This is a genomic window from Clostridium thailandense, from assembly GCF_019207025.1.
Classification (GTDB): domain Bacteria; phylum Bacillota; class Clostridia; order Clostridiales; family Clostridiaceae; genus Clostridium_AM; species Clostridium_AM thailandense.
On record NZ_JAEEGC010000037.1, the window covers coordinates 110322 to 130329 of the forward strand.

General features: G+C 30.8%; 17 protein-coding genes and 2 tRNA genes. 3 read left to right on the forward strand and 16 right to left on the reverse strand.

The genetic code is table 11. From position 1 onward, the window contains the following. Positions 1–22: 22 nt before the first annotated feature. The 4 genes from mobB to I6U48_RS09195 all read right to left on the reverse strand — a co-directional run bounded on the left by mobB (position 23) and on the right by I6U48_RS09195 (position 5185). A complete protein-coding gene (gene mobB, locus I6U48_RS09180) occupies positions 23–592 on the reverse strand; it encodes a molybdopterin-guanine dinucleotide biosynthesis protein B (RefSeq protein WP_218320112.1) in 570 nt (189 codons plus the stop codon). Further along, positions 570–1781, reverse strand: coding sequence for a molybdopterin molybdotransferase MoeA (locus I6U48_RS09185; protein ID WP_218320113.1), 1212 nt, complete (start codon positions 1779–1781; stop codon positions 570–572). The genes mobB and I6U48_RS09185 overlap by 23 nt, the downstream gene beginning before the upstream one ends. A 177-nt stretch (positions 1782–1958) precedes the next feature. Beyond that, on the reverse strand, positions 1959–4124 hold the full coding sequence (gene fdhF / locus I6U48_RS09190; protein WP_218320114.1) for a formate dehydrogenase subunit alpha: 2166 nt from the start codon (positions 4122–4124) through the stop codon (positions 1959–1961). 497 nt (positions 4125–4621) lie between these two features. Then, a complete protein-coding gene (locus tag I6U48_RS09195) occupies positions 4622–5185 on the reverse strand; it encodes a hypothetical protein (RefSeq protein ID WP_218320152.1) in 564 nt (187 codons plus the stop codon). Between the two features lie 316 nt (positions 5186–5501). On the opposite strand from I6U48_RS09195, the gene I6U48_RS09200 reads away from it, so the two are divergent. Further along, positions 5502–5768, forward strand: coding sequence for a hypothetical protein (locus tag I6U48_RS09200; protein ID WP_218320115.1), 267 nt, complete (start codon positions 5502–5504; stop codon positions 5766–5768). 84 nt (positions 5769–5852) lie between these two features. Here I6U48_RS09200 and I6U48_RS09205 read toward each other — a convergent pair whose 3' ends face one another. The 9 genes from I6U48_RS09205 to I6U48_RS09240 form a co-directional block, all read right to left on the reverse strand. Continuing rightward, entirely contained in the window at positions 5853–6638 is a 786-nt protein-coding gene (locus tag I6U48_RS09205; protein ID WP_218320116.1) for a DUF166 domain-containing protein, read from the reverse strand. A 331-nt stretch (positions 6639–6969) separates the two neighbouring features. After that, positions 6970–7052, reverse strand: a tRNA-Leu gene (locus tag I6U48_RS09210). 57 nt (positions 7053–7109) lie between these two features. Then, entirely contained in the window at positions 7110–7718 is a 609-nt protein-coding gene (locus tag I6U48_RS09215; RefSeq protein ID WP_218320153.1) for a lytic transglycosylase domain-containing protein, read from the reverse strand. Positions 7719–7740: 22 nt separating this feature from the next. After that, positions 7741–8364, reverse strand: a complete 624-nt coding sequence (gene coaE / locus I6U48_RS09220) for a dephospho-CoA kinase (protein ID WP_218320117.1) — start codon at positions 8362–8364, stop codon at positions 7741–7743. An 84-nt stretch (positions 8365–8448) separates the two neighbouring features. Beyond that, a complete protein-coding gene (gene polA, locus I6U48_RS09225; RefSeq protein ID WP_218320118.1) occupies positions 8449–11109 on the reverse strand; it encodes a DNA polymerase I in 2661 nt (886 codons plus the stop codon). Between the two features lie 529 nt (positions 11110–11638). Further along, complete coding sequence (gene glsA, locus I6U48_RS09230; protein ID WP_218320119.1) at positions 11639–12556, reverse strand: glutaminase A; 918 nt, start codon at positions 12554–12556, stop codon at positions 11639–11641. A gap of 247 nt (positions 12557–12803) precedes the next feature. Next, a complete protein-coding gene (locus tag I6U48_RS30055) occupies positions 12804–12938 on the reverse strand; it encodes a hypothetical protein (protein ID WP_281421808.1) in 135 nt (44 codons plus the stop codon). 204 nt (positions 12939–13142) lie between these two features. Further along, a complete protein-coding gene (locus I6U48_RS09235; RefSeq protein ID WP_218320120.1) occupies positions 13143–14144 on the reverse strand; it encodes a GGGtGRT protein in 1002 nt (333 codons plus the stop codon). A 21-nt stretch (positions 14145–14165) separates the two neighbouring features. Further along, on the reverse strand, positions 14166–14858 hold the full coding sequence (locus I6U48_RS09240; RefSeq protein WP_218320121.1) for an iron-sulfur cluster assembly scaffold protein: 693 nt from the start codon (positions 14856–14858) through the stop codon (positions 14166–14168). Between the two features lie 291 nt (positions 14859–15149). On the opposite strand from I6U48_RS09240, the gene ndk reads away from it, so the two are divergent. Together ndk and I6U48_RS09250 are read left to right on the forward strand one after the other, a co-directional pair. Further along, positions 15150–15557 (forward strand): nucleoside-diphosphate kinase, encoded by a 408-nt coding sequence (ndk, locus tag I6U48_RS09245; protein WP_218320122.1) that lies wholly within the window; start codon positions 15150–15152, stop codon positions 15555–15557. Between the two features lie 69 nt (positions 15558–15626). After that, a tRNA-Leu gene (locus tag I6U48_RS09250) sits at positions 15627–15713 on the forward strand. Between the two features lie 139 nt (positions 15714–15852). On the opposite strand, the gene I6U48_RS09255 is transcribed toward I6U48_RS09250, so the two are convergent. From I6U48_RS09255 to I6U48_RS09265, 3 genes are all read right to left on the reverse strand, one after another. Next, on the reverse strand, positions 15853–16485 hold the full coding sequence (locus I6U48_RS09255; protein ID WP_218320123.1) for a DUF1016 N-terminal domain-containing protein: 633 nt from the start codon (positions 16483–16485) through the stop codon (positions 15853–15855). A 322-nt stretch (positions 16486–16807) separates the two neighbouring features. Next, positions 16808–16951, reverse strand: a complete 144-nt coding sequence (locus I6U48_RS09260) for a hypothetical protein (RefSeq protein ID WP_218320124.1) — start codon at positions 16949–16951, stop codon at positions 16808–16810. Positions 16952–17188: 237 nt separating this feature from the next. Then, a complete protein-coding gene (locus tag I6U48_RS09265; protein ID WP_218320125.1) occupies positions 17189–19996 on the reverse strand; it encodes a TOTE conflict system archaeo-eukaryotic primase domain-containing protein in 2808 nt (935 codons plus the stop codon). Between the last annotated feature and the right edge of the window lie 12 nt (positions 19997–20008).

Genomic DNA, 20008 nt, shown 5'->3' on the forward strand with positions numbered 1-20008 from the left:
AAGTTATCTTTTCCTCAAAATATCATTTTCTATGTATATCCGTGCTTGAAAAACTATTGCTTTTTATTAAGTTATCTTCTATAAAATCTGCTATAGAAACTACATCATTCAAATTTAAAACAGGAATATCTACGGCTAGCTTTTCGTCACTAGCTACAGCTTTAAAATTAAAAGCACTAAAATCAGGCCTTCTACAAAGCAAATTATTGTCTATATCTTTTCTGTGAACTTCTATCTTAGGATAAACATTATTTTTAAATCCCTCAATTAACACTATGTCTAAATTTCCAAAGATATCAACAATTTCTTCTATAGTCTTTTTCTCTTTTAATACTTGAATCATTGCTAATTTTTCAGCAGAAGCAATAATTACATTATCAGCTCCAGCTTTACTAAACTTATAGCTGTCCTTTCCCTCTTTATCTATTTCAAATTTTTTTACATCATATTTTAATATCCCTACAGTATAATTTCTGCTTTTAAAAATCTTAATTAATGCTTCAATCAAAGTTGTCTTTCCCATACCAGATTTAGTTGCAATTACAGAAATGATAGTTGTTTTTTGTTTTCTATCTAAATATAAATTTTCCATTTAAAACATCTCCAACTTTAACATTCCCACATTCCTCAGGTATAATAACAATTCCATTAGCTCGGCTCATAGTCATTAAATGATTAGAGCATTGAGACCCTACTTTATAAGCATAATATTTTCCATTATCCACTTTAATTTCAACATAAACATACTTTCTTCTTCCTATTTTGGCTTCAAAGTCCTCTGCCAATATAACAGGAAATTCTTCCATATCCTCCTCTTGCTTACCCATAATTTTTCTAATTGCAGGTTTAACAAATCCTTCAAAAACTGTTATTATTGATGATGGATTACCTGGTAAAGCAAAAAACAATTTTTCTTTATAAGTGGCAAAAGTTATCGGTTTTCCAGGTTTAATTGCTACTGAAGTAAACTTTACATCTGCGCCTATTTCCTTTAACACATCATCTACAAAATCATAGTCTCCAACAGATGCTCCTCCTGAAGTAATTACTATATCTGCATTTTCTAAGGCATACTTAACTTTTTCTTTTAGATTATCTTTGTCGTCAGAAACCACTCCTAAGGATAAAGCCTCTGCACCTGAATTTTTAATTAGAGCCTTTAACGAATATTCATTACTATTCCTAATTTTCCCCTTTTCAAGTTCACTATCTATGTCAACCAATTCATCTCCAGTAATAATTAAAGCAACTGTAGGGCTTTTATAGACTTTTATAGAACTATATCCTAGAGATGCTAGTAATCCTATTTCTACTGGTCTAATGTTACTTCCTTTAGTTAGTGCTAACTCACCAACTTTAATTTCTTCCCCAAGCTTAATAACATTATTACCTTTATCTACTTCTTCAGATATAATTAATATATTGCCTTCTACTTTTACCTTTTCAATTTCTATAACAGCATCTGCTCCTTTAGGTAACGGTGCTCCAGTCATAATTTTAAAAGCTTGGCCAACCTCCAACTCATCTTCACAATAATATCCTGCTCTTATTATTCCTCTAATTTCAAGCTTCACACTCTTTTCTGTACCACAGCCTCTTGTATATTCACTTTTGATAGCATATCCATCCATTGCAGACTTATCAAAAGGAGGTAGATTGTCTTGAGAATATATATTCTCTGCTAAAACTTTATTAAGGCAAGACAATATATCCTTTTTTTCTAAATCAGCTTCCTTTGTATTTTCATAAATTATATTTAGTGCATTATCTACGTCAACCATTTTTATTTCCTTTCTTATTTCCTATACATTATATTTTTAGATTGTTTTATAAGCAAGACTTGAACCCGCCAAATTTTTCACTTACAGCTGATTCAAGTTTTGCCTAACTTTATATACCAATCTTAATGAATCTCTACAAATAGCTAATAATACAGAATTAATATTGATTGTAAATTATTAAATTAAAGCCTTGTCTTTATGTTTTTTGTTAAACTTTACACCCATCTGCTTTCTTATTCTATCATATTCATCTTTTACATATTGTTCTGCCCATTGCTGATCCTGAATTTTTTCAACTTTTACAGCACAATATTTATATTCAGGTGTTTTTGAAATAGGATCTAAGTTATCAAGAGTAAGCTCATTACATGCACCTATCCACCATTGATAAGTCATATAAGTAGCACCTTTTTTAACTCTGTCTGTAACTAATGCTCTTGCTATTACACTTCCTCTACGCGAACTTATTCTTACTAATTCTTGATCTTCTATTCCAAGGTCTTCAGCATCTTCTATGCTCATTTGTACATATCCTGGTTCATCTGCTAATTGTTGAAGAGCACGACAGTTTCCAGTCATCGTTCTTACAGAATAATGTCCAACTTCTCTTACCGTTGATAAGCTAAGTGGATACTCTTCATCTTCTAATTCTTGAGGAGCTCTCCAATCTGCAGCAAATAAGATACCTTTTTTATTTGGGGTACTAAACACATTCCCTTTATATAAGTATGGTGTTCCTAGATGGCCTTCTGTAGGACAAGGCCATTGAATGCTTCCGTACTTATCAATCATTTCATAACTTGCTCCAGCAAAGTTTGGAGTAAGACTTCTCATTTCATCCCAAATTTCTTCTGTATTATTATAGCTCATTGGGTAACCCATAGCAGTAGCTACTTCACATATAATCTGCCAATCAGGTTTCACATCTCCCTTTGGTTCTACTGCTTTTCTAATTCTTGCAAATCCACGATCAGCAGCTGAATAAACACCATCATGTTCCCCCCATGCAGTAGCCGGTAAAATTACATCCGCATGAAGAGCAGTTTTATTCATAAAAATATCCTGAACCACTACAAATTCTAATTTATCTAAAGTTTCTCTTACTTCTGAAGCATTCGGATCACTTTGAACAGGATCCTCTCCGAAGATGTAATAAGCTTTAATCTTGTCTTCGTGTAATACTGCATGAGGAACTTCTGTTAACTTATATCCTGGCTTATCAGGAAGTTTAACCCCCCATGCTTTTTCAAATTTCGTTCTTATTTCAGGCTTAGTAACATCTTGATATCCTGGGAATACATTTGGAAGTGCACCCATATCACAAGCACCCTGAACATTATTTTGACCACGTACAGGACCAATACCTACACTAGGCCTTCCAAAATTGCCAGTTAACAATGCCAAAGAAGCTAATCCTTTTACTACATCAACAGCTTGTCCGAACTGACAAACACCCATTCCGTAAAGAATAAAAGCGTTTTTAGCTGCAGCATATTCTCTCATAGCTTTTCTAATATTCGCTGCACTAACTCCAGTTATTTTTTCTGCATACTCTGGAGTATATTTTTCCACTAAAGCCTTATATTCCTCAAATCCTTCAGTATATTTCTCAACATATTCTTTATTGTAAAGGTCTTCATTTATCAAAACATTAGCACAAGCATTAACTAATGCCATATTTGTACCACCTTTTAATTGTAACCATAAATCAGAAATTCTTACTGTTTCTGTTACTCTCGGGTCAGTTGTAATAATTTTAGCACCTTTTTCTTTAGCTCTAACTATTCTTCTTGCAACAATTGGATGAGAATCCGCACCATTGTATCCAAATATGAATAATAAATCTGTATCCTCTATTTCTGGTATAGAATTAGACATAGCACCATTTCCTAATGAGTAAGCCAGACCGGCTACTGAAGGAGCATGTCAAACTCTAGCACAGTGGTCTACATTATTAGTTCCAATTACTGCCCTCATAAATTTTTGCATTATATAATTAGCTTCATTTCCTGGTCCTCTTGCAGAACCAGTTCCCATAATAGCATCTGGACCATACTTTTCTTTTATAGCTGTTAGTTTGTCGGCAACAAATCCAATAGCCTCGTTCCAAGAAACCTCTTCCAATTCTCCATTCTTTCTTATCATAGGTTTCTTCAACCTAGCCGTTAGAAGTTGTGGATCATTTAAATAATCCCATCCATAGAGTCCCTTAAGACATAAGTTTCCCTGATTAGTTCTTCCATCAGCTGGCTCAGCTCTTACTATTTTGTCATCCTCAACAACTAAATATAACTGACATCCCCCGCCGCAATAAGGGCATACTGTTAATACCTTTTTTTCCATTGATAATTTCCCCCCTTCTTCTTTTTGAAGAATAACTTAACATAAAAATTCATTCTACGTTAAGTTATTAACAAATGTACATATAGATATCCAATTCGAATGTTAGATCCATACAATGAAGTGATTGCATACCTGCTAACAATGTATAAATCTAGAATATAGGTTGTTTATCTATATCAAATAACCTATATTAAATCTATTATCATACATGAATACCCATATACAGTTATTGTAAGCTTATGACGTTTTATAGTCAAATTGTAACACCTTTTGATATTTCTAGTTTTTTTGTAAAAACTCCATAATTTGTAGAACCTTCTATAAATTACTTAATCTTAATGTAATTATTTATATTATTCGTCATGAATTTATAGATTCCTTTAAAATTAGTATATATTAACTTAAATTATATATATATTTCTTAAACTAAATTTGTAAAATTCTATTCTGAACCAAAAATGCACTAGAGAATAATTCAAATATTTATACAAAAATTTTTACACTACTGTTAAACTTGCCCTATTAACTATTTCTTCTATTTCTTTTTCAAAGTTATCACAAAATTTATTTTCTATAATTATATCAGCTTTCTCTATAACCTCACTTGCCGATTTTTTTATTTGACTATCTTTGGAGTTTTTCACCATAACAAAAACACCTGGATTAACAACTTTACGCAAGCTATTTGATTCACATACTATAAGAGCATTTTCAGGTATTTGCGCAGCAAATGCTTCAAATGCTTCATACATTCTATTCTTTAAGGTTTTTAACCAGTAAACCTTCTCTGCTCCCGCGGCTAATAACAAGGAGGTATCCTTATTATTAACTGCATTTAATTCCTCAACTATCTCAAAATCTCCCTTTAAACTCGAACACACTCCACAACCTTCTCCTCCATGTATACATTTTCCGTTTTTTTCTTGAATAGTTGTTACTTTTAATGCTACTACCGGTCTATTTAATTTATATTTATTTATTATTAAGCTTGCAAGAGTAGTTTTTCCACTGTTTCTAGAAGTTGAACCAATTAAAATCATATTAGGAATATTATTCGTCATATTCACTATTCCACTCACCTCACTATCAATTATTGCTTTAAAAGTGATCAATCTGACAAACTATGGTTTTTTATTTCATTTGCATTATACAGTTTTCTTATATCTGAAACATATAAGCTTTATCATTATGAACAATATAACATAAAATAATCCAAATAAAAATGATTTTATAAAATTAAACCAATTTTCCATTTATGGTTTTTACTGCATATGAAATCATAGCATACTATATCTTCATATGGGTATCATATTTAATGGATTCACAGCTGGGAATTTAATTAATCAAAATATTTATTTTCTGAAGGGAGATTTTTTTATGGATAACAACAAAGCTTTAGAAGAGGCAAAAAAGCTTAATCAACAATCTAGACAAGGAAATATATCCTCTGGAAATATGACTAGCGGAGTAAACGACTCTGCTTTAGAAGAAACTAGACAGCTTAACCAACAATCACATCAAGCTTATACATCTGGCAATGGTATGAGCAGCAGTGTTGGTGCTGGAATGACTAGCGGAGTAGGCAATTCTAATCTTGAAGAAGCTAAACAACTTAACCAGCAATCTAGACAAAATAAAAAATAGTCTTCAACCCTAAAAGTATATCTAATATTTTTATATATAAAAAGACCAGAAATACTTTCTGGCCTTTTTGCATATTATATTATTCTACTCGGTTATATCAGAAGTATCTATAGCACTATAATGTATATGCCCACCTATATGAACAATAGTATCTCCTACTTCTGGATCTATATGTACGTCTCCAAGACAAGAGAATTTATGCCAGTATCTTGCAACCACTTCTCTAGCTTCCTCGCCCAACTTCTTTCCACATAATTCTTTTTCTATATCATAAAGATTTCCACAGGGTGTATTAATTAACACTTCCGCTTTAATAATAACTTTTTCCTTATCTATTTGAAGCCTAAATTTAGGTTTTCCTAGTCTATATTTATTTATAAACTGATTTATTACATCAAATTCACCAAATTCTAATGAACAAAAGGGCTTAGGAAATGCATATTGAATATTATATTTTTTACATTCTTCTATAGTCTTTTCTCTTACCCATTTAGTCAGCCATTCTCTACTTTCTAAAGGTACTATCAAAGCTTTTCCTTCACTTTTCTTTATAATTTTAGGGAGTTCCATTAGTATATCCTCATGTATTCCTAAAGCTATCACTAAGTCATGCTCTTCAAATTTTTCAGGCAAATACTCAGAAGGATCATCTATCAATATTGGATAAGTACTTGGTAATTCAATTTTCCGTACACTTTTACAATTGAAATATGATTCTTGAGCTTCATTATTCTCTATTAGCTTATTATTAATAATAAATTCTAAATTAGGTATAAATCTTTCTGTCGCAAATATCCCATCCGTTCTTATATATGAATTTCCTTGATAAAATCTTGATGAATCCTTTGATTTTATAATTAATATTTTCAATAATCTCTACCTCCAAACAAGTATATCTTAAATTACTTATTTCTCGTGTCATACAGCTATTTGAATTAATCATAATCTTCAAAGCAAAAGCCACCTATACTAGGTGGCTTAATAACTTAATTAAATTAAAATCCAAAATACCGTTGCTTTAATTTGGACACCTATCGAAGATAGGTGGGTCGTTCGCACAGATGTCTCTATCGCTTTAAATGCCGTTAAAGGTCTCACTAAAAAGTACATATCCTCATCTAGTCTCTTGAACTCCCGTAGTTGTAATGTAGGTTCCAAATATAAAGCTTGACAAATATTCCAGAAATTATACACTTTTAAATGGTGCGAAAGACGGGACTTGAACCCGTACGGTCTCCCACACGCCCCTCAAACGTGCGCGTCTGCCGATTCCGCCACTCTCGCATCTCACATATATTATTATATTATATTTTTAATAATTGTCAACTAGCAAATGCCTGGTCAATTAATAAGCTTAAAGTATTGATAAGCTATATCTATAGTTGTTCCTATAGATTTCTTTTCTTCTTTGTCATATAAATATTTGTAAACACTATAGTTAACTTTAACTTTTTTTACATACTTATCCGTCTCTTTAAATGGTATGTAATGAAGATTCTTGCCATCAGCTGAATGATCAGAACTTTTCAACCATTTTTGAACATTTCCTCTACCACCATTATATGCAGCTAATACCAATTCCATATTTCCATCAAATTCTTCTCTTAGATTGTTTAGGTACCAACATCCCATTCTAATATTAAATTCCGGATCATTCAACATAGTAACACTAAAATTTTTGACCTCCATCTTTTCTGCTGCCCACTCTGCCGTATCTGGAGTTATTTGCATAAGACCATAAGCATTTTTGTTAGACCTTGCTCCCTCCTGAAAATTACTTTCAGTTTTTATAACGGCAGCAACCAAATAGGGATCTAAAGCATATGTTTGTGAGTATTTAACTATATAGTTTGAATATTTATATGGAAAAAATTCTTTTACTATGTTTTTAACGTTCATTATCAGTACAACGAATACTATAAATAGTAACACACGTCTTATAATCTTCAATATACTTTGTGCCTTAAACAATCTATATTTTAAGACACTCCACCCCCCTATATTTTTCACCAATTTTCTTTAAAGTTTCATTCACTTCTCTTTTAGTATTATCTAAGCTTTTTGAATTATCTATTATGTAATCAACAAATTCTTTCTTATCTTCTAAGGACATTTGTGAGTTAACTCTATTAATAACCTGCTGTTCTGTTAGATTATCCCTTTTACTCACTCTATGTAATTGGGTTTCTGAATCAACCCAAACAAGTATATTAATATCCATATACTTATGAAGATTATTTTCAATTATAGTAGCTCCATCAAGAAAGCATACTTCAACCCCTTCTCTCTGGTACTTTTCTATAAGATCACATATACGTTTCCTTATAAAAGGCATTATCATATCTTCATATTTTTTTCTTCTATCATCCTTGGAAAATATATAATTACCAAACTCTTTTCTTTTTAATTCTTTCTTTTCATCAAAAAACTCTTCTCCAAATTCTTTTCTTATATTTTCAAATATCTCTGGATAAATCCTTAGTACATCTCTTGCCACAATGTCTGCATCTATGACAATAAAATTCTTTTTCTTTAATATATTAGATATCGTACTCTTCCCACTTCCAATACCTCCAGTAAGTCCTATTTTAAGCATACCATAACCCCTCTTTTAATATAAAATTAAGTTAGAGTAATTTTATTTGGTATATAAATTACTCTAAACATATTATATATCTACTTATTTAGCTTCATACCAATTTTTCCCTATATTGATATCAACTTCAAGTGGTACTCTTAAATCTAAAACTTCTTCCATCTCCTTTTTCACTATATCTTTTACTTCCTCTAATTCATCATTATATACATTCAATATCAACTCATCATGAACCTGAAGTATTAATTTACTTTTCAACTTTCTATCTTTTAGTTCATTATACACATTAACCATAGCAAGTTTTATGATATCTGCAGCACTTCCTTGAATGGGAGTATTCATAGCTAGCCTTTCTCCAAATGATCTTACCATTTTATTAGAAGCCTTTATTTCTGGTATAAACCTTCTTCTATTCATAACGGTTGTTACATAAAGCTTTTCTTTTGCCTGCTCAATTGCTCCATCTAAATATTCTTTTACGCCTGGATATCTTTCAAAATATGTATCTATATAATTTTTAGCTTCCTTCCTAGATATCTTCAAATCCTTTGCTAAGCTAAAGTCTCCTATACCATAAACTATACCAAAATTTACAGCCTTAGCATTACTTCTTTGAATAGAGGTAACTTCATTTATAGGAACATTAAATACTTCTGATGCAGTTTTAGTATGGATATCACTATGGTTTATAAAAGCATCTATTAAATTCTCATCATCAGCCATGTGAGCAAGCACTCTAAGTTCTATTTGTGAATAGTCTGCAGAAAGTATAACCGAGTTATCGTTCTCTGGTATAAAAACCTTTCTTATTTCTCTTCCCATTTCATATTTTATTGGTATGTTTTGCAAGTTAGGTTCTGTACTTGACAACCTTCCTGTAGTTGTAACTGTTTGATTAAAGCTTGAGTGTATTTTACCATCTTCATCTACTACTGCCTTTAATCCCTCAATATACGTTGAATGAAGTTTCGTTAGTTGTCTATAATACATTATTTTTTCTATTACCGGATGTTTATCTGAAAGCTCTTCTAGAACCTCTGCATTCGTGGAATATCCTGTTTTCGTTTTTTTAATTACAGGCAAATCAAGCTTCTCGAACAATATCTTACCTAATTGTTTAGGAGAATTTATATTAAACTCTTCTCCTGATATTTCATATATCTCTTTTTGCATATTATCTATTTCGATTTTAAACTTTTCTCCAAGCTCCATTAACTTTTCAGTGTCTACTTTAAACCCTTCGTATTCTATGCCTGCTAGCACCTCTGTAAGTGGAAGTTCAACTTTATATAAAAGCTCCTCCATATATGCTTCTCTTATACTTGGCTCTAAACATTCATATACTTTATTCAAAATAGCTGTTTCTTTAATCTGTTTCTGTAATTCATCACCATTAATCAGAATTTGTAGATAGCTTTCTATGATATCTTCAAGTTCATATTTACCTCTTGAAGAATCAATTAGATATGCAGCTATCTTTGTATCAAATTTTATTCCTCTAAAATCTATTCCCATCTTACAGAATATAGTGTAAGGAATTTTAATATCATGACTTATCTTTTGTATATCCTGATCTTCAAATATTTCTTTAAGCAGTCTTAGTGTTTCACTTTCATCGCCATCCATGAGAAGCTTTAATTCTACGACATAATTATTTTCTCTAATGCTTATAAATATTTTTTCTATGCAATTTTTAGAATAAATATTAGCATTCATTATCTTAAAGTTAACATACAAAATTTCATCTTTGTTCTTACATTGAGATAGTATTTCTTCTGTAAGTACCTTAAGATCACTTAAATCATTAATATTTTTAAAATTAGCATCTTTTTCCATTTCGCTGTTTTCTGACCCTATATTTATGTCTTCTTGTGACACTCCTTGAATCTTATCAATCAAAGATTTAAATTGAAGCTTTATAAATAGCTTTCTAAGTTCTTCCGCATTATATTTTTCTTTTGATTTTATAGAATCAAAGTCTATCTCAATAGGAACATCCTTCATAATTGTTGCTAATTTTTTACTAAATATAGCCTGCTCACTATATTGTAATAAATTTTCTTTTATTTTTTTACCACTAATATTATCTATATTATTAAGAACATTTTCTATGCTTCCATACTCTTTTATAAGTTTAAAAGCTGTTTTCTCACCTATACCTGGAACTCCTGGTATATTATCAGAAGAATCTCCCATAAGCCCTTTTACATCAATGAACTGTTCTGAAGTAACTCCATATTCTTCAATCATTCTTTTTCCATCATATATCTCTTTTTCTGTAATTCCTTTTTTAGTTATTACGACCTTAATGTTATCAGAAGCAAGCTGCAGAGCATCTCTATCTCCCGTCACTATATAAACCTCAATATCTTTTTTTTCTAAAAATGTAGAAAGAGTTCCTATTAAATCATCTGCCTCAAACCCATCTATTTCGAAAATATTGATAGAAAACAATTCTAAGACCTCTTTAACAACTGGAAACTGTTCTGCCAATTCTGGCGGCATTTTTTTTCTTCCAGCTTTATATTCTTTATATTCATTATGCCTAAACGTTGGAGCACTTCTATCAAAAGTGGATACTATATAATTGGGCTCTATTTCCTCTTTCATCTTTAAAAGCATTGTAATAAATCCATATATTGCATTTGTATGTAAACCTTCTGAATTTGTTAATGGTGGCAATGCATAAAAAGCTCTATTCATTAAACTATTACCATCCAGTATTAACAACTTCTCTTTTGCCATGTAAACCTACCTCCATATTTATATCTTCTATTCTTATCTTAATATTCTTGTCTTTTTTTCTTAAATCAAGTCTATTTCCAAAATTTTATTACTTTCATCCTTCTAATTGATACTAGAACTTCACCTAAATTTATATTAATTTTTCAATCTGTCAAGTTGGATTTCTGCACCAATTAGAATCTTAATTATAAAAACAAAAATACTTTTAACTGTAGTATCACCTTGTTTCTTTCTTATATCTGTCGTGTTTTTTCTTTGACCTTAATATTATAACATCTTACTTCACCATCATCTATTTTTTTAAATATATTATCATCAAATAAGTCAACTAAATCATTCTTTTATTATAAATTATAAAACTCATAATGTAAAAGCAAGCTAATCACTCTAATTTATTATATATCAATAGAATTAGCCTTAAATTATTATATAAATAAATTGTAATAAAAGAGATTGTATATGATATTTTACAATTTCAAATACAATCCCTTTATAATATAAAATTCAACTAAATAACTTATTAATTATTTTAAAATATACTTAAGTCTAATTCCTTTGACAACTCCTCTAAAATCTTTACTCCTGCAATGCTATTACCTTTAGTATCAAGAGCTGGTCCAAATACACCTATCCCCATTCTCATAGGAACTGCAGCAAGTATACCACCACCTACACCACTTTTACATGGCACACCTACATTTACTGCTATATCTCCAGATGCATCATACATTCCACAGGTAACCATTATAGTTTTGACAATCCTGGCTACATAACCAGGTATTACCCTTTCTCCATTCCAAGGTAAAACGCCATTATTAGCTAGTACCGCTCCTATTCTAGATATATCTCTACAGTTTGCCTTTATAGAACACTGCTTGAAATAAACATCCAGCACTTCCTCTACATCCCCATCTATTATTCCTGTACTTTTCATAAAATAAGCTAATGCTCTGTTTCTATCTCCTGTTTTTCTCTCAGAATTATACACATCTTCATCAATATTTATCTCCGGATTACCTGTTATTTTTCTAGTAAATTTCAAAATTCTTTCAAAAATCTTGTCCCTATTTTCTCCTTCAATCAAGGAAACTGTTGCAATAGCTCCTGAGTTTATCATGGGATTTAAAGGTCTATGTGGATTTTTAGTTTCTAAATTTATTATAGAATTAAAAGCATCTGCAGTTGGTTCCATTCCAACTTTCTTAAAAACGTTTTCTCTACCATTATCTAAAATAGCCAACATTAATGTGATAACTTTAGAAATACTTTGAATTGTAAACTTTTCTTCATATTTTCCTGCACAATGTTCTTCTCCATCTAATGTCGTAACACATATTCCAAGACTCATAGAATCAGCTTTATTTAACTCTGGTATGTATGAAGCTACTTTTCCTTCAACTGCATATTTTACATTGTTTTCAACTAAAGTACTTAATAATTTTTCCATATAATTTGCTCCCATCCATCATCATAAAATTTCATAATTTGTTAATAATTCCATATTAAATTGAATGCAAATCCTTCATAACTTCATATGGATTTTGAAGTTAATCCGTTAAGATTAATAAATTTTGTATTATAACCTGCATATATGATTATATATCGTTTTTTCAAATTTGTAACTATTTTTATTAATATTATATAAAAAAAAGACAGCAGAGTTTATCATTCTGCTGTTGCTTATATAAAAATCATTAACCTTTTGGAATTATTCTTCCTATCATGTCAAATAAAAACCTAGAAGAATCTTTCTTTTCAGTTTTTACTTTTTTAGTATCGACATCTTTTTTGCTATCTTCATAATTCGTATCTTTTCCCATTGTTTTCATAAAGACCACTTCCTTCCTTAGATTTTTATTTGCAATTATTATATTCTCTAAAATCACAAACTTTATGTTTCTATTATTATAATATGTTTACAAGCAATTGTCACTATGAATTTTAAAAATTTTTTGAATTTTTTTAATATTATAAAATAGTGTCTCTAAAATTAATGTAGAGACACTATAAATGAAGATATTATTACATTTTTGTTATTTATTTAATGCTTCCTCAATGGCAACTGCTACTGCAACTGAAGCTCCTACCATTGGGTTATTCCCCATTCCAATTAGACCCATCATTTCAACGTGAGCTGGAACAGATGAAGAACCAGCAAATTGAGCATCTGAGTGCATTCTTCCCATAGTATCTGTCATACCATATGAAGCTGGACCTGCTGCCATGTTATCTGGGTGAAGAGTTCTTCCAGTACCACCACCTGATGCAACTGAGAAATACTTCTTGCCTTGTTCAACACATTCTTTTTTGTATGTTCCAGCAACTGGATGTTGGAATCTTGTTGGATTAGTTGAGTTACCAGTTATTGATACGTCAACTCCCTCTTTGTGCATTATTGCAACACCTTCTCTAACATCATCTGAACCATAGCATTTAACTTTTGCTCTTGGACCCTTTGAGAAAGCAACTTCTCTAACTACTTCTAATTTTCCGGTAAAATAATCAAATTTAGTTTCAACATATGTAAAACCATTAATTCTAGAAATTACATAAGCAGCATCTTTTCCAAGACCGTTTAATATAACTCTTAATGGTTCTTGTCTAACTTTGTTAGCTTTTTCAGCAATTTTAATTGCTCCTTCTGCAGCAGCAAAAGATTCATGTCCTGCTAAAAATGCAAAACATTTAGTTTCTTCTCTAAGTAGCATGGCTGCTAAGTTTCCATGTCCTAAGCCAACTTTTCTATCATCCGCAACTGATCCTGGGATACAGAAAGCTTGTAGACCTTCTCCTAAAACTTCTGCAGCTTCAGCTGCTTTAGTAGCACCTTTTTTTATAGCTATTGCAGCCCCTAATATGTAGGCCCAACAAGCATTCTCAAAACATATTGGCTGAGTTGATTTAACTATATTGTAAACATCTATTCCCTTTTCATCACAAACAGCTTTAGCTTCTTCTATAGTCTTCATGCCATACTTTTCAAGTACTGGTGTAATCTGATTAATTCTTCTTTCATAACTTTCAAATAATGCCATTTTATTCGTCCTCCTTATATATTATTCATGTCTTGGATCGATAACTTTTACAGCTTCATCAAATCTACCATATTGTCCAGTAGCTTTTTCCATAGCAACGCTCGCATCCATTCCTTTTCCTATCATTTCCATCATTTTTCCAAGGTGAACGAATTTATATCCTATAACCTCGTTATTTTCATCTAAAGCCACGTTTGTAACGTATCCTTCAGCCATTTCTAAGTATCTAGTTCCTTTAGCCTTTGTTCCATACATAGTACCAACTTGGCTTCTTAATCCTTTTCCTAAGTCTTCAAGACCTGCTCCTATTGGTAGTCCACCTTCTGAAAAAGCAGTTTGAGTTCTTCCATATACTATTTGTAAGAATAATTCTCTCATTGCTGTATTTATAGCATCACAAACTAAGTCTGTGTTTAATGCTTCAAGTATAGTCTTTCCTGGAAGTATTTCTGATGCCATAGCAGCTGAGTGAGTCATTCCTGAACATCCTATTGTTTCAACTAGAGCTTCTTCTATTATACCGTCTTTAACATTTAAAGTAAGTTTGCAAGCACCTTGTTGTGGAGCGCACCAACCTATACCGTGTGTTAAACCTGCTATGTCTTTTATCTCTTTAGCACGTACCCATTTTCCCTCTTCTGGAATTGGAGCTGATTGATGGTTCGCTCCTTTAGTTACGCAACACATTCTGTCAACTTCTGTTGAATAAATCATTTTTTATTCTCCTTCCTACACATATCAATATTACTTTATGTAGAACATAGTTATGTCCCAATAGTATTGTTTTTAACCCACAGGGACTATTTCGTTCCCACTTGGGCGTTAAAAACTTCTTTTCTTAACAATTATATTTTAGCAAATAAAGCCTTCCATAACAATATGTTTTATGTAAAATTTTAAAGTAAATCTATATACACAACATTTTGATAATTAAGAAATATCTTATTGTACTTTCTTCAACTAATGTTATAATTTAATCTAATAACTTTGAAAGGAAATTTTAAAATGTTTGAAAGAACTCTTGTATTAATTAAACCAGATGGCGTTCAAAGAAAACTTATGGGAAAAATTATTAGTTGCTATGAAGACAAAGGTTTAACTATTTCAGCAATGAAAATGCTCTATGCTACTAATGATATTTTACAACAGCATTATATAGAACATAAAAATAAAACTTTTTTTAATGAACTTATATCTTATCTTCTCGAAGGCAAAATCGTAGCTATGATTGTTGAAGGTAACAATGCCATTAATGTAGTAAGAAAAATAAATGGTGCTACAGATCCTCTTAATGCAGATATGGGAAGTATTAGAGGAAGATTCGGAAATGATAAAACTAAAAACCTAGTTCATTCTTCTGATAGTATAGATACTGCTCAGAGAGAGCTTACTCTTTGGTTTCCAGAATTCTAATATTTGAATAAAATTTCAAATCACCTATTGACTATCTTAATTGTATATGATATTATTAGTTTGTCGCTTGCCGAAGTGGTGGAATTGGCAGACGCAACGGACTCAAAATCCGTCGCTGGCAACAGCGTGCGGGTTCAAGTCCCGCCTTCGGCACCATTTGATATCAAGGGTTAAAGGCTCTTTGGATGAATAATCCAAAGAGCCTTTTTCGTGTCTATGTCCTCCAACAAAATAGGATAAGTTGAACTTATTAGTAGTACATAATTTAGTATGTACAAGAGATTCTGGTGAGCCTCTAAATACCTTTTCTTTTTCCCATGCTTTTGGAGATTTTATAATATGTATCTTTTAAATCCAAGAAGTCTAAAACATAAGGATCTCTAAAAAATAAGTCTATGCTCATTTTGTTATTTTCACTTAGCTGATTAAGATCATTTATTATAGTTTGTTCAGGCTTTTTAGATATAGCCGTTCTTTCATATAACATGGAGTTTATCCTTTCATTTAGGGTTCTTACACTGCACCTCTCATTGACACACATTGCTATATAAAACTCTCTCTTTAAATTATTATCTATTGTTATAAGTTTTAGTAAATGAGACCATGTTAATTTTGCAGACAGTGTCTGCAAAATTTCAAAATTACCTATGGCTTCATATAGCTTTAGCATATTAAATAAGTTTCTCTGACTATATCCTTTTCCATAATCTCTTGTTAGTTCTTTACTTAATTCTTTAATAATTGATTTCCCATATTCAGCCCTAACATCATTAAGTATTTCTGTCTTTATTATTTTTCCTATATTCCAATAAAGTATTACCATTTCAGAGTTAACTGCTGTTACTACTTTATTTTTGCTTTTATTTATAGCATTAACTATTTCATTATATAAAGATTTCATGTTATCTTTTTTAATTAAATCGCTCATATGATCACATCCTTTTCAATGATAATTATAACATAAGGTACTATAATAAAAATATTCATCAATTTCCTCATGCTCAATTTTATGATTCTTTTTTGACACTTAGTTCTCTATTCTTTCCATTTGTTTATCTTGGAATATTGATTCTTTTTTCTTATCAATATTATTGATTTCAATTTTATCGCTACTTTATCGCCACTTTTATTTTTTTAACAACTTCAAAAAGTATTGCTGTCTCTATAAACCTAGTTTCAGATTATATTCAATTGATATAAGTTCTTTAATTATATCCTTATTTATATAAATAGAAAAAGAAGCTTATCTTCTAAGCTTCTCTTGCTGAATTCAATTCTAATTCTATGAGTTTATTATATTCTTCGTGTGTTATCTTACTATGCAGTTCTCTTTCATCATATATACTGTACTTTTCCATAAGTCGTTTAATATATTTAGCTCCTTCAGTTCTCATATTAAACACTCCTCTTTTCTTAAGCTTTTTAATAATTATTCCCTTTACATTAAAAAGTAAGCAAAAGTCTTCCACTAATGTTTACCTTCTAATTTCACTAATCGAGGGATATAATATACTATTTCCTCTAAGGTTTACTTCCTTAGGACAATTATTATTATAAATTCCAATTGTTACACGTTAGTTTCAAACATGTTACATTACTATTTAATTAGTGTTAAATAAGTATTTATTTCATTACCATACAATCTTTTTATCAACTATTGCAAATTTCTGATGTATATTCGTTTTAAAAATTATATTCACTTCCAATCCTCTTATAATTTCATGCATTTCTTTTAATACTTCTTTGTCACTTTCTTTAAAGTCTGTCTCCGGACGAGTGACAATCTTAACCTTGCTACCGTTTTTTATTGCAATCATCAAAAGTTTTAACATTTGTAAAAGCCTTCTTTTGCTTATAAAGGGACTAACTATAATAATCTCATGTTTTGCAGAGAAAATATCATTACTAAATACAGTTAAAAAATTATTATTGTTATAGATTGAATTTATTGTTTCAAAGGGCTTACTTTCACTTTTAGCAGAATATCCTATTGAAGCATACCCCTTTAATCTTTTTTCATACATTCTTTCTAATACGTTAACATGAATATCAACATAGTCATAAATTTGAACTTCATTTTTATTTTCATATATTCTATGAAGCCTTCCAGCATATTGCTGCAGTGTTCCTTTCCATGATATAGGCATTGCAAGAAAAAGTGTATCTAGTCTTGGTTCATCAAAACCTTCTCCAACAAATTTACCCGTAGCTACTATCACCACATTACTTTCTTTGGGCATGCTTAAAAGTTTCTCTATTTCAGCTTTTTTATCTTTTGATGACATTCTCCCAGTAAGTATAATAACGTTAGGAATTTTTTCTCTTAAAGCATCAGCAAGAGTTTCAACATGCGAAGTTCTTTCCGTTAAAACTGTTGGATTCCGTCCTTCTTTTACACAGCTTATGACATCATTAACAATTAATTCGTTTCTAATTTGACTTATACTTATTTCGGAATATATTTCTGCTATTGACCATTCTTTTTCATCCTGACAAATAGGCTTTCTAAAAGAAGTGAACCTTGGGATCACATAATGTTCAAAAGGCCGTTTTTCAGCTTGCTTACGTGCATCTACTTTATATCTAATTGGACCACATTGCATAAATATTATAGGATGATGACCATCCTTTCTTATTGGAGTCGCCGTTAGTCCATAAACATATTTAGCTGCTACATTTTTTAAGATTTGTTCAAAATTAAATGCTGAAACATGATGGCACTCATCCACTAAGATCATTCCATAATCTTTAACTAATTCTTTAACTTCACCTTTTCTTACTAATGATTGCATAATAGCAATATCAATAATGCCATTCAAGTTATTTTTACCTGCTCCTATCTGTCCTATGATGCCAGATTTCTTTTTTCGTTCTCTTTTACTAGCATTTTCACCTTCTAAAACTTCATTTATTACTAAAAACTGACCTAATCTTTCCTTCCATTGCTCTAACAATTGCTGTGTATGCACAATTATAAGAGTATTTACCCTTCTTTCAGATATTAGCTTAGCTCCAATAACTGTTTTACCAAAACCAGTAGTCGCAGATAACACTCCATTATCATGTTTTAACATAGCATCTGCAGCTACTGCCTGTTCTTCTCTAAGCTCTCCATTAAACTCAACTGAAATTGTTTTACCACTATATCTTTTATCATCGCACTTAAAGTTAACTTTATTTTCATTAAGTAGATTATAGAGGTCAATCTCTGTGCCTCTCGGAAGACATAAATATCCTGATGTTTCCTCTGATAAAGAAATAACTCTTGGTTTATCAAATGTCGTTAGTCTCATAGCCTGCGCTTTATAAAATTCCGGATTTTTAAATGCTGCCATTCGTTTAATTGAATTTAGAGTTTTACTTGAAAATCCCTCTTTATTTATAAAAATCATATTAGCTTTTATAATATGAACATTAGTTGGAAAATCTGTACTACTTAATTTATGGCTTTTTCTAATTCTCTCCCATGGTTTAATTTCTTCATCTACCTCTTCCTTTAAGTCCCCTAATTCATCACCAGAACAAAATTCGGAAATATAAAATTCAATCTCATCTTTTGTGAGCCTATCAACAGAACTCAGAAAATCCCATTGATCTTTATAGGGTTCTAAGTTTTCGTCTATAAAAACACTATTTTTATTTCTTCTAGCATTTCGCTGCATTGGCAAAGCTATAAGATTCCCAAACCCTCCTTTTGGCATAGTGTCCTGATTCGGAAATAATCTATCATAAGATTCAAATCTGATTTCATGTCTTTTTGTCATTGCATAGGTAAGAAGACCCGTTCCAAATTTTCTAGCAGATGCAGCACTTATATTTTCCTTAAAAAAGAACCATATGTGTGCTCCAGCACCAGACCTTGACCTTTCAATTGCAAAAGGTATCTTCTTTTCTTCACATACTTCTCTTAAAATATTTATATCTTTTTCCCATCCATCATCATCAAAATCAATAGCAAGAAAATGACATTTATCATCTTTAAGTATTGGATAAATTCCTAAAACTTCTATTCCTCTTAAATGCTTATTAATTGCAATAATATCTAATGTTCCATACCTTTTATTTTCACAATCCAAGCACTTTATTTTAGGTTTATAGCAAATTCCTTTCATCCATTCATTCATACATACAGGAGAATAACCAGATTTACCTTCTTTATTTTGCCAACGTTTAGCGTATACATCTTCTCTTCCTTTGAATAAAGACATAAACAACTTTATTTTATCTTCTGGCGAACTGTTATTGTTTACTTGTATACACTCACTTTGAGGAATCTCTGCAGCATCGTCATTTTCATTTAATGTTATCTCCTCACTATCCGTACATACTTCAGGGGTCTCCACCTGAATACGTTTTCTTAAATCCTCTATTTCTATTTTTAAAGCTTTATTTTCTTCTAGCAACTTTATATATTCATTATAAAGTTCATAATACTCCATTTTTTACTCCTT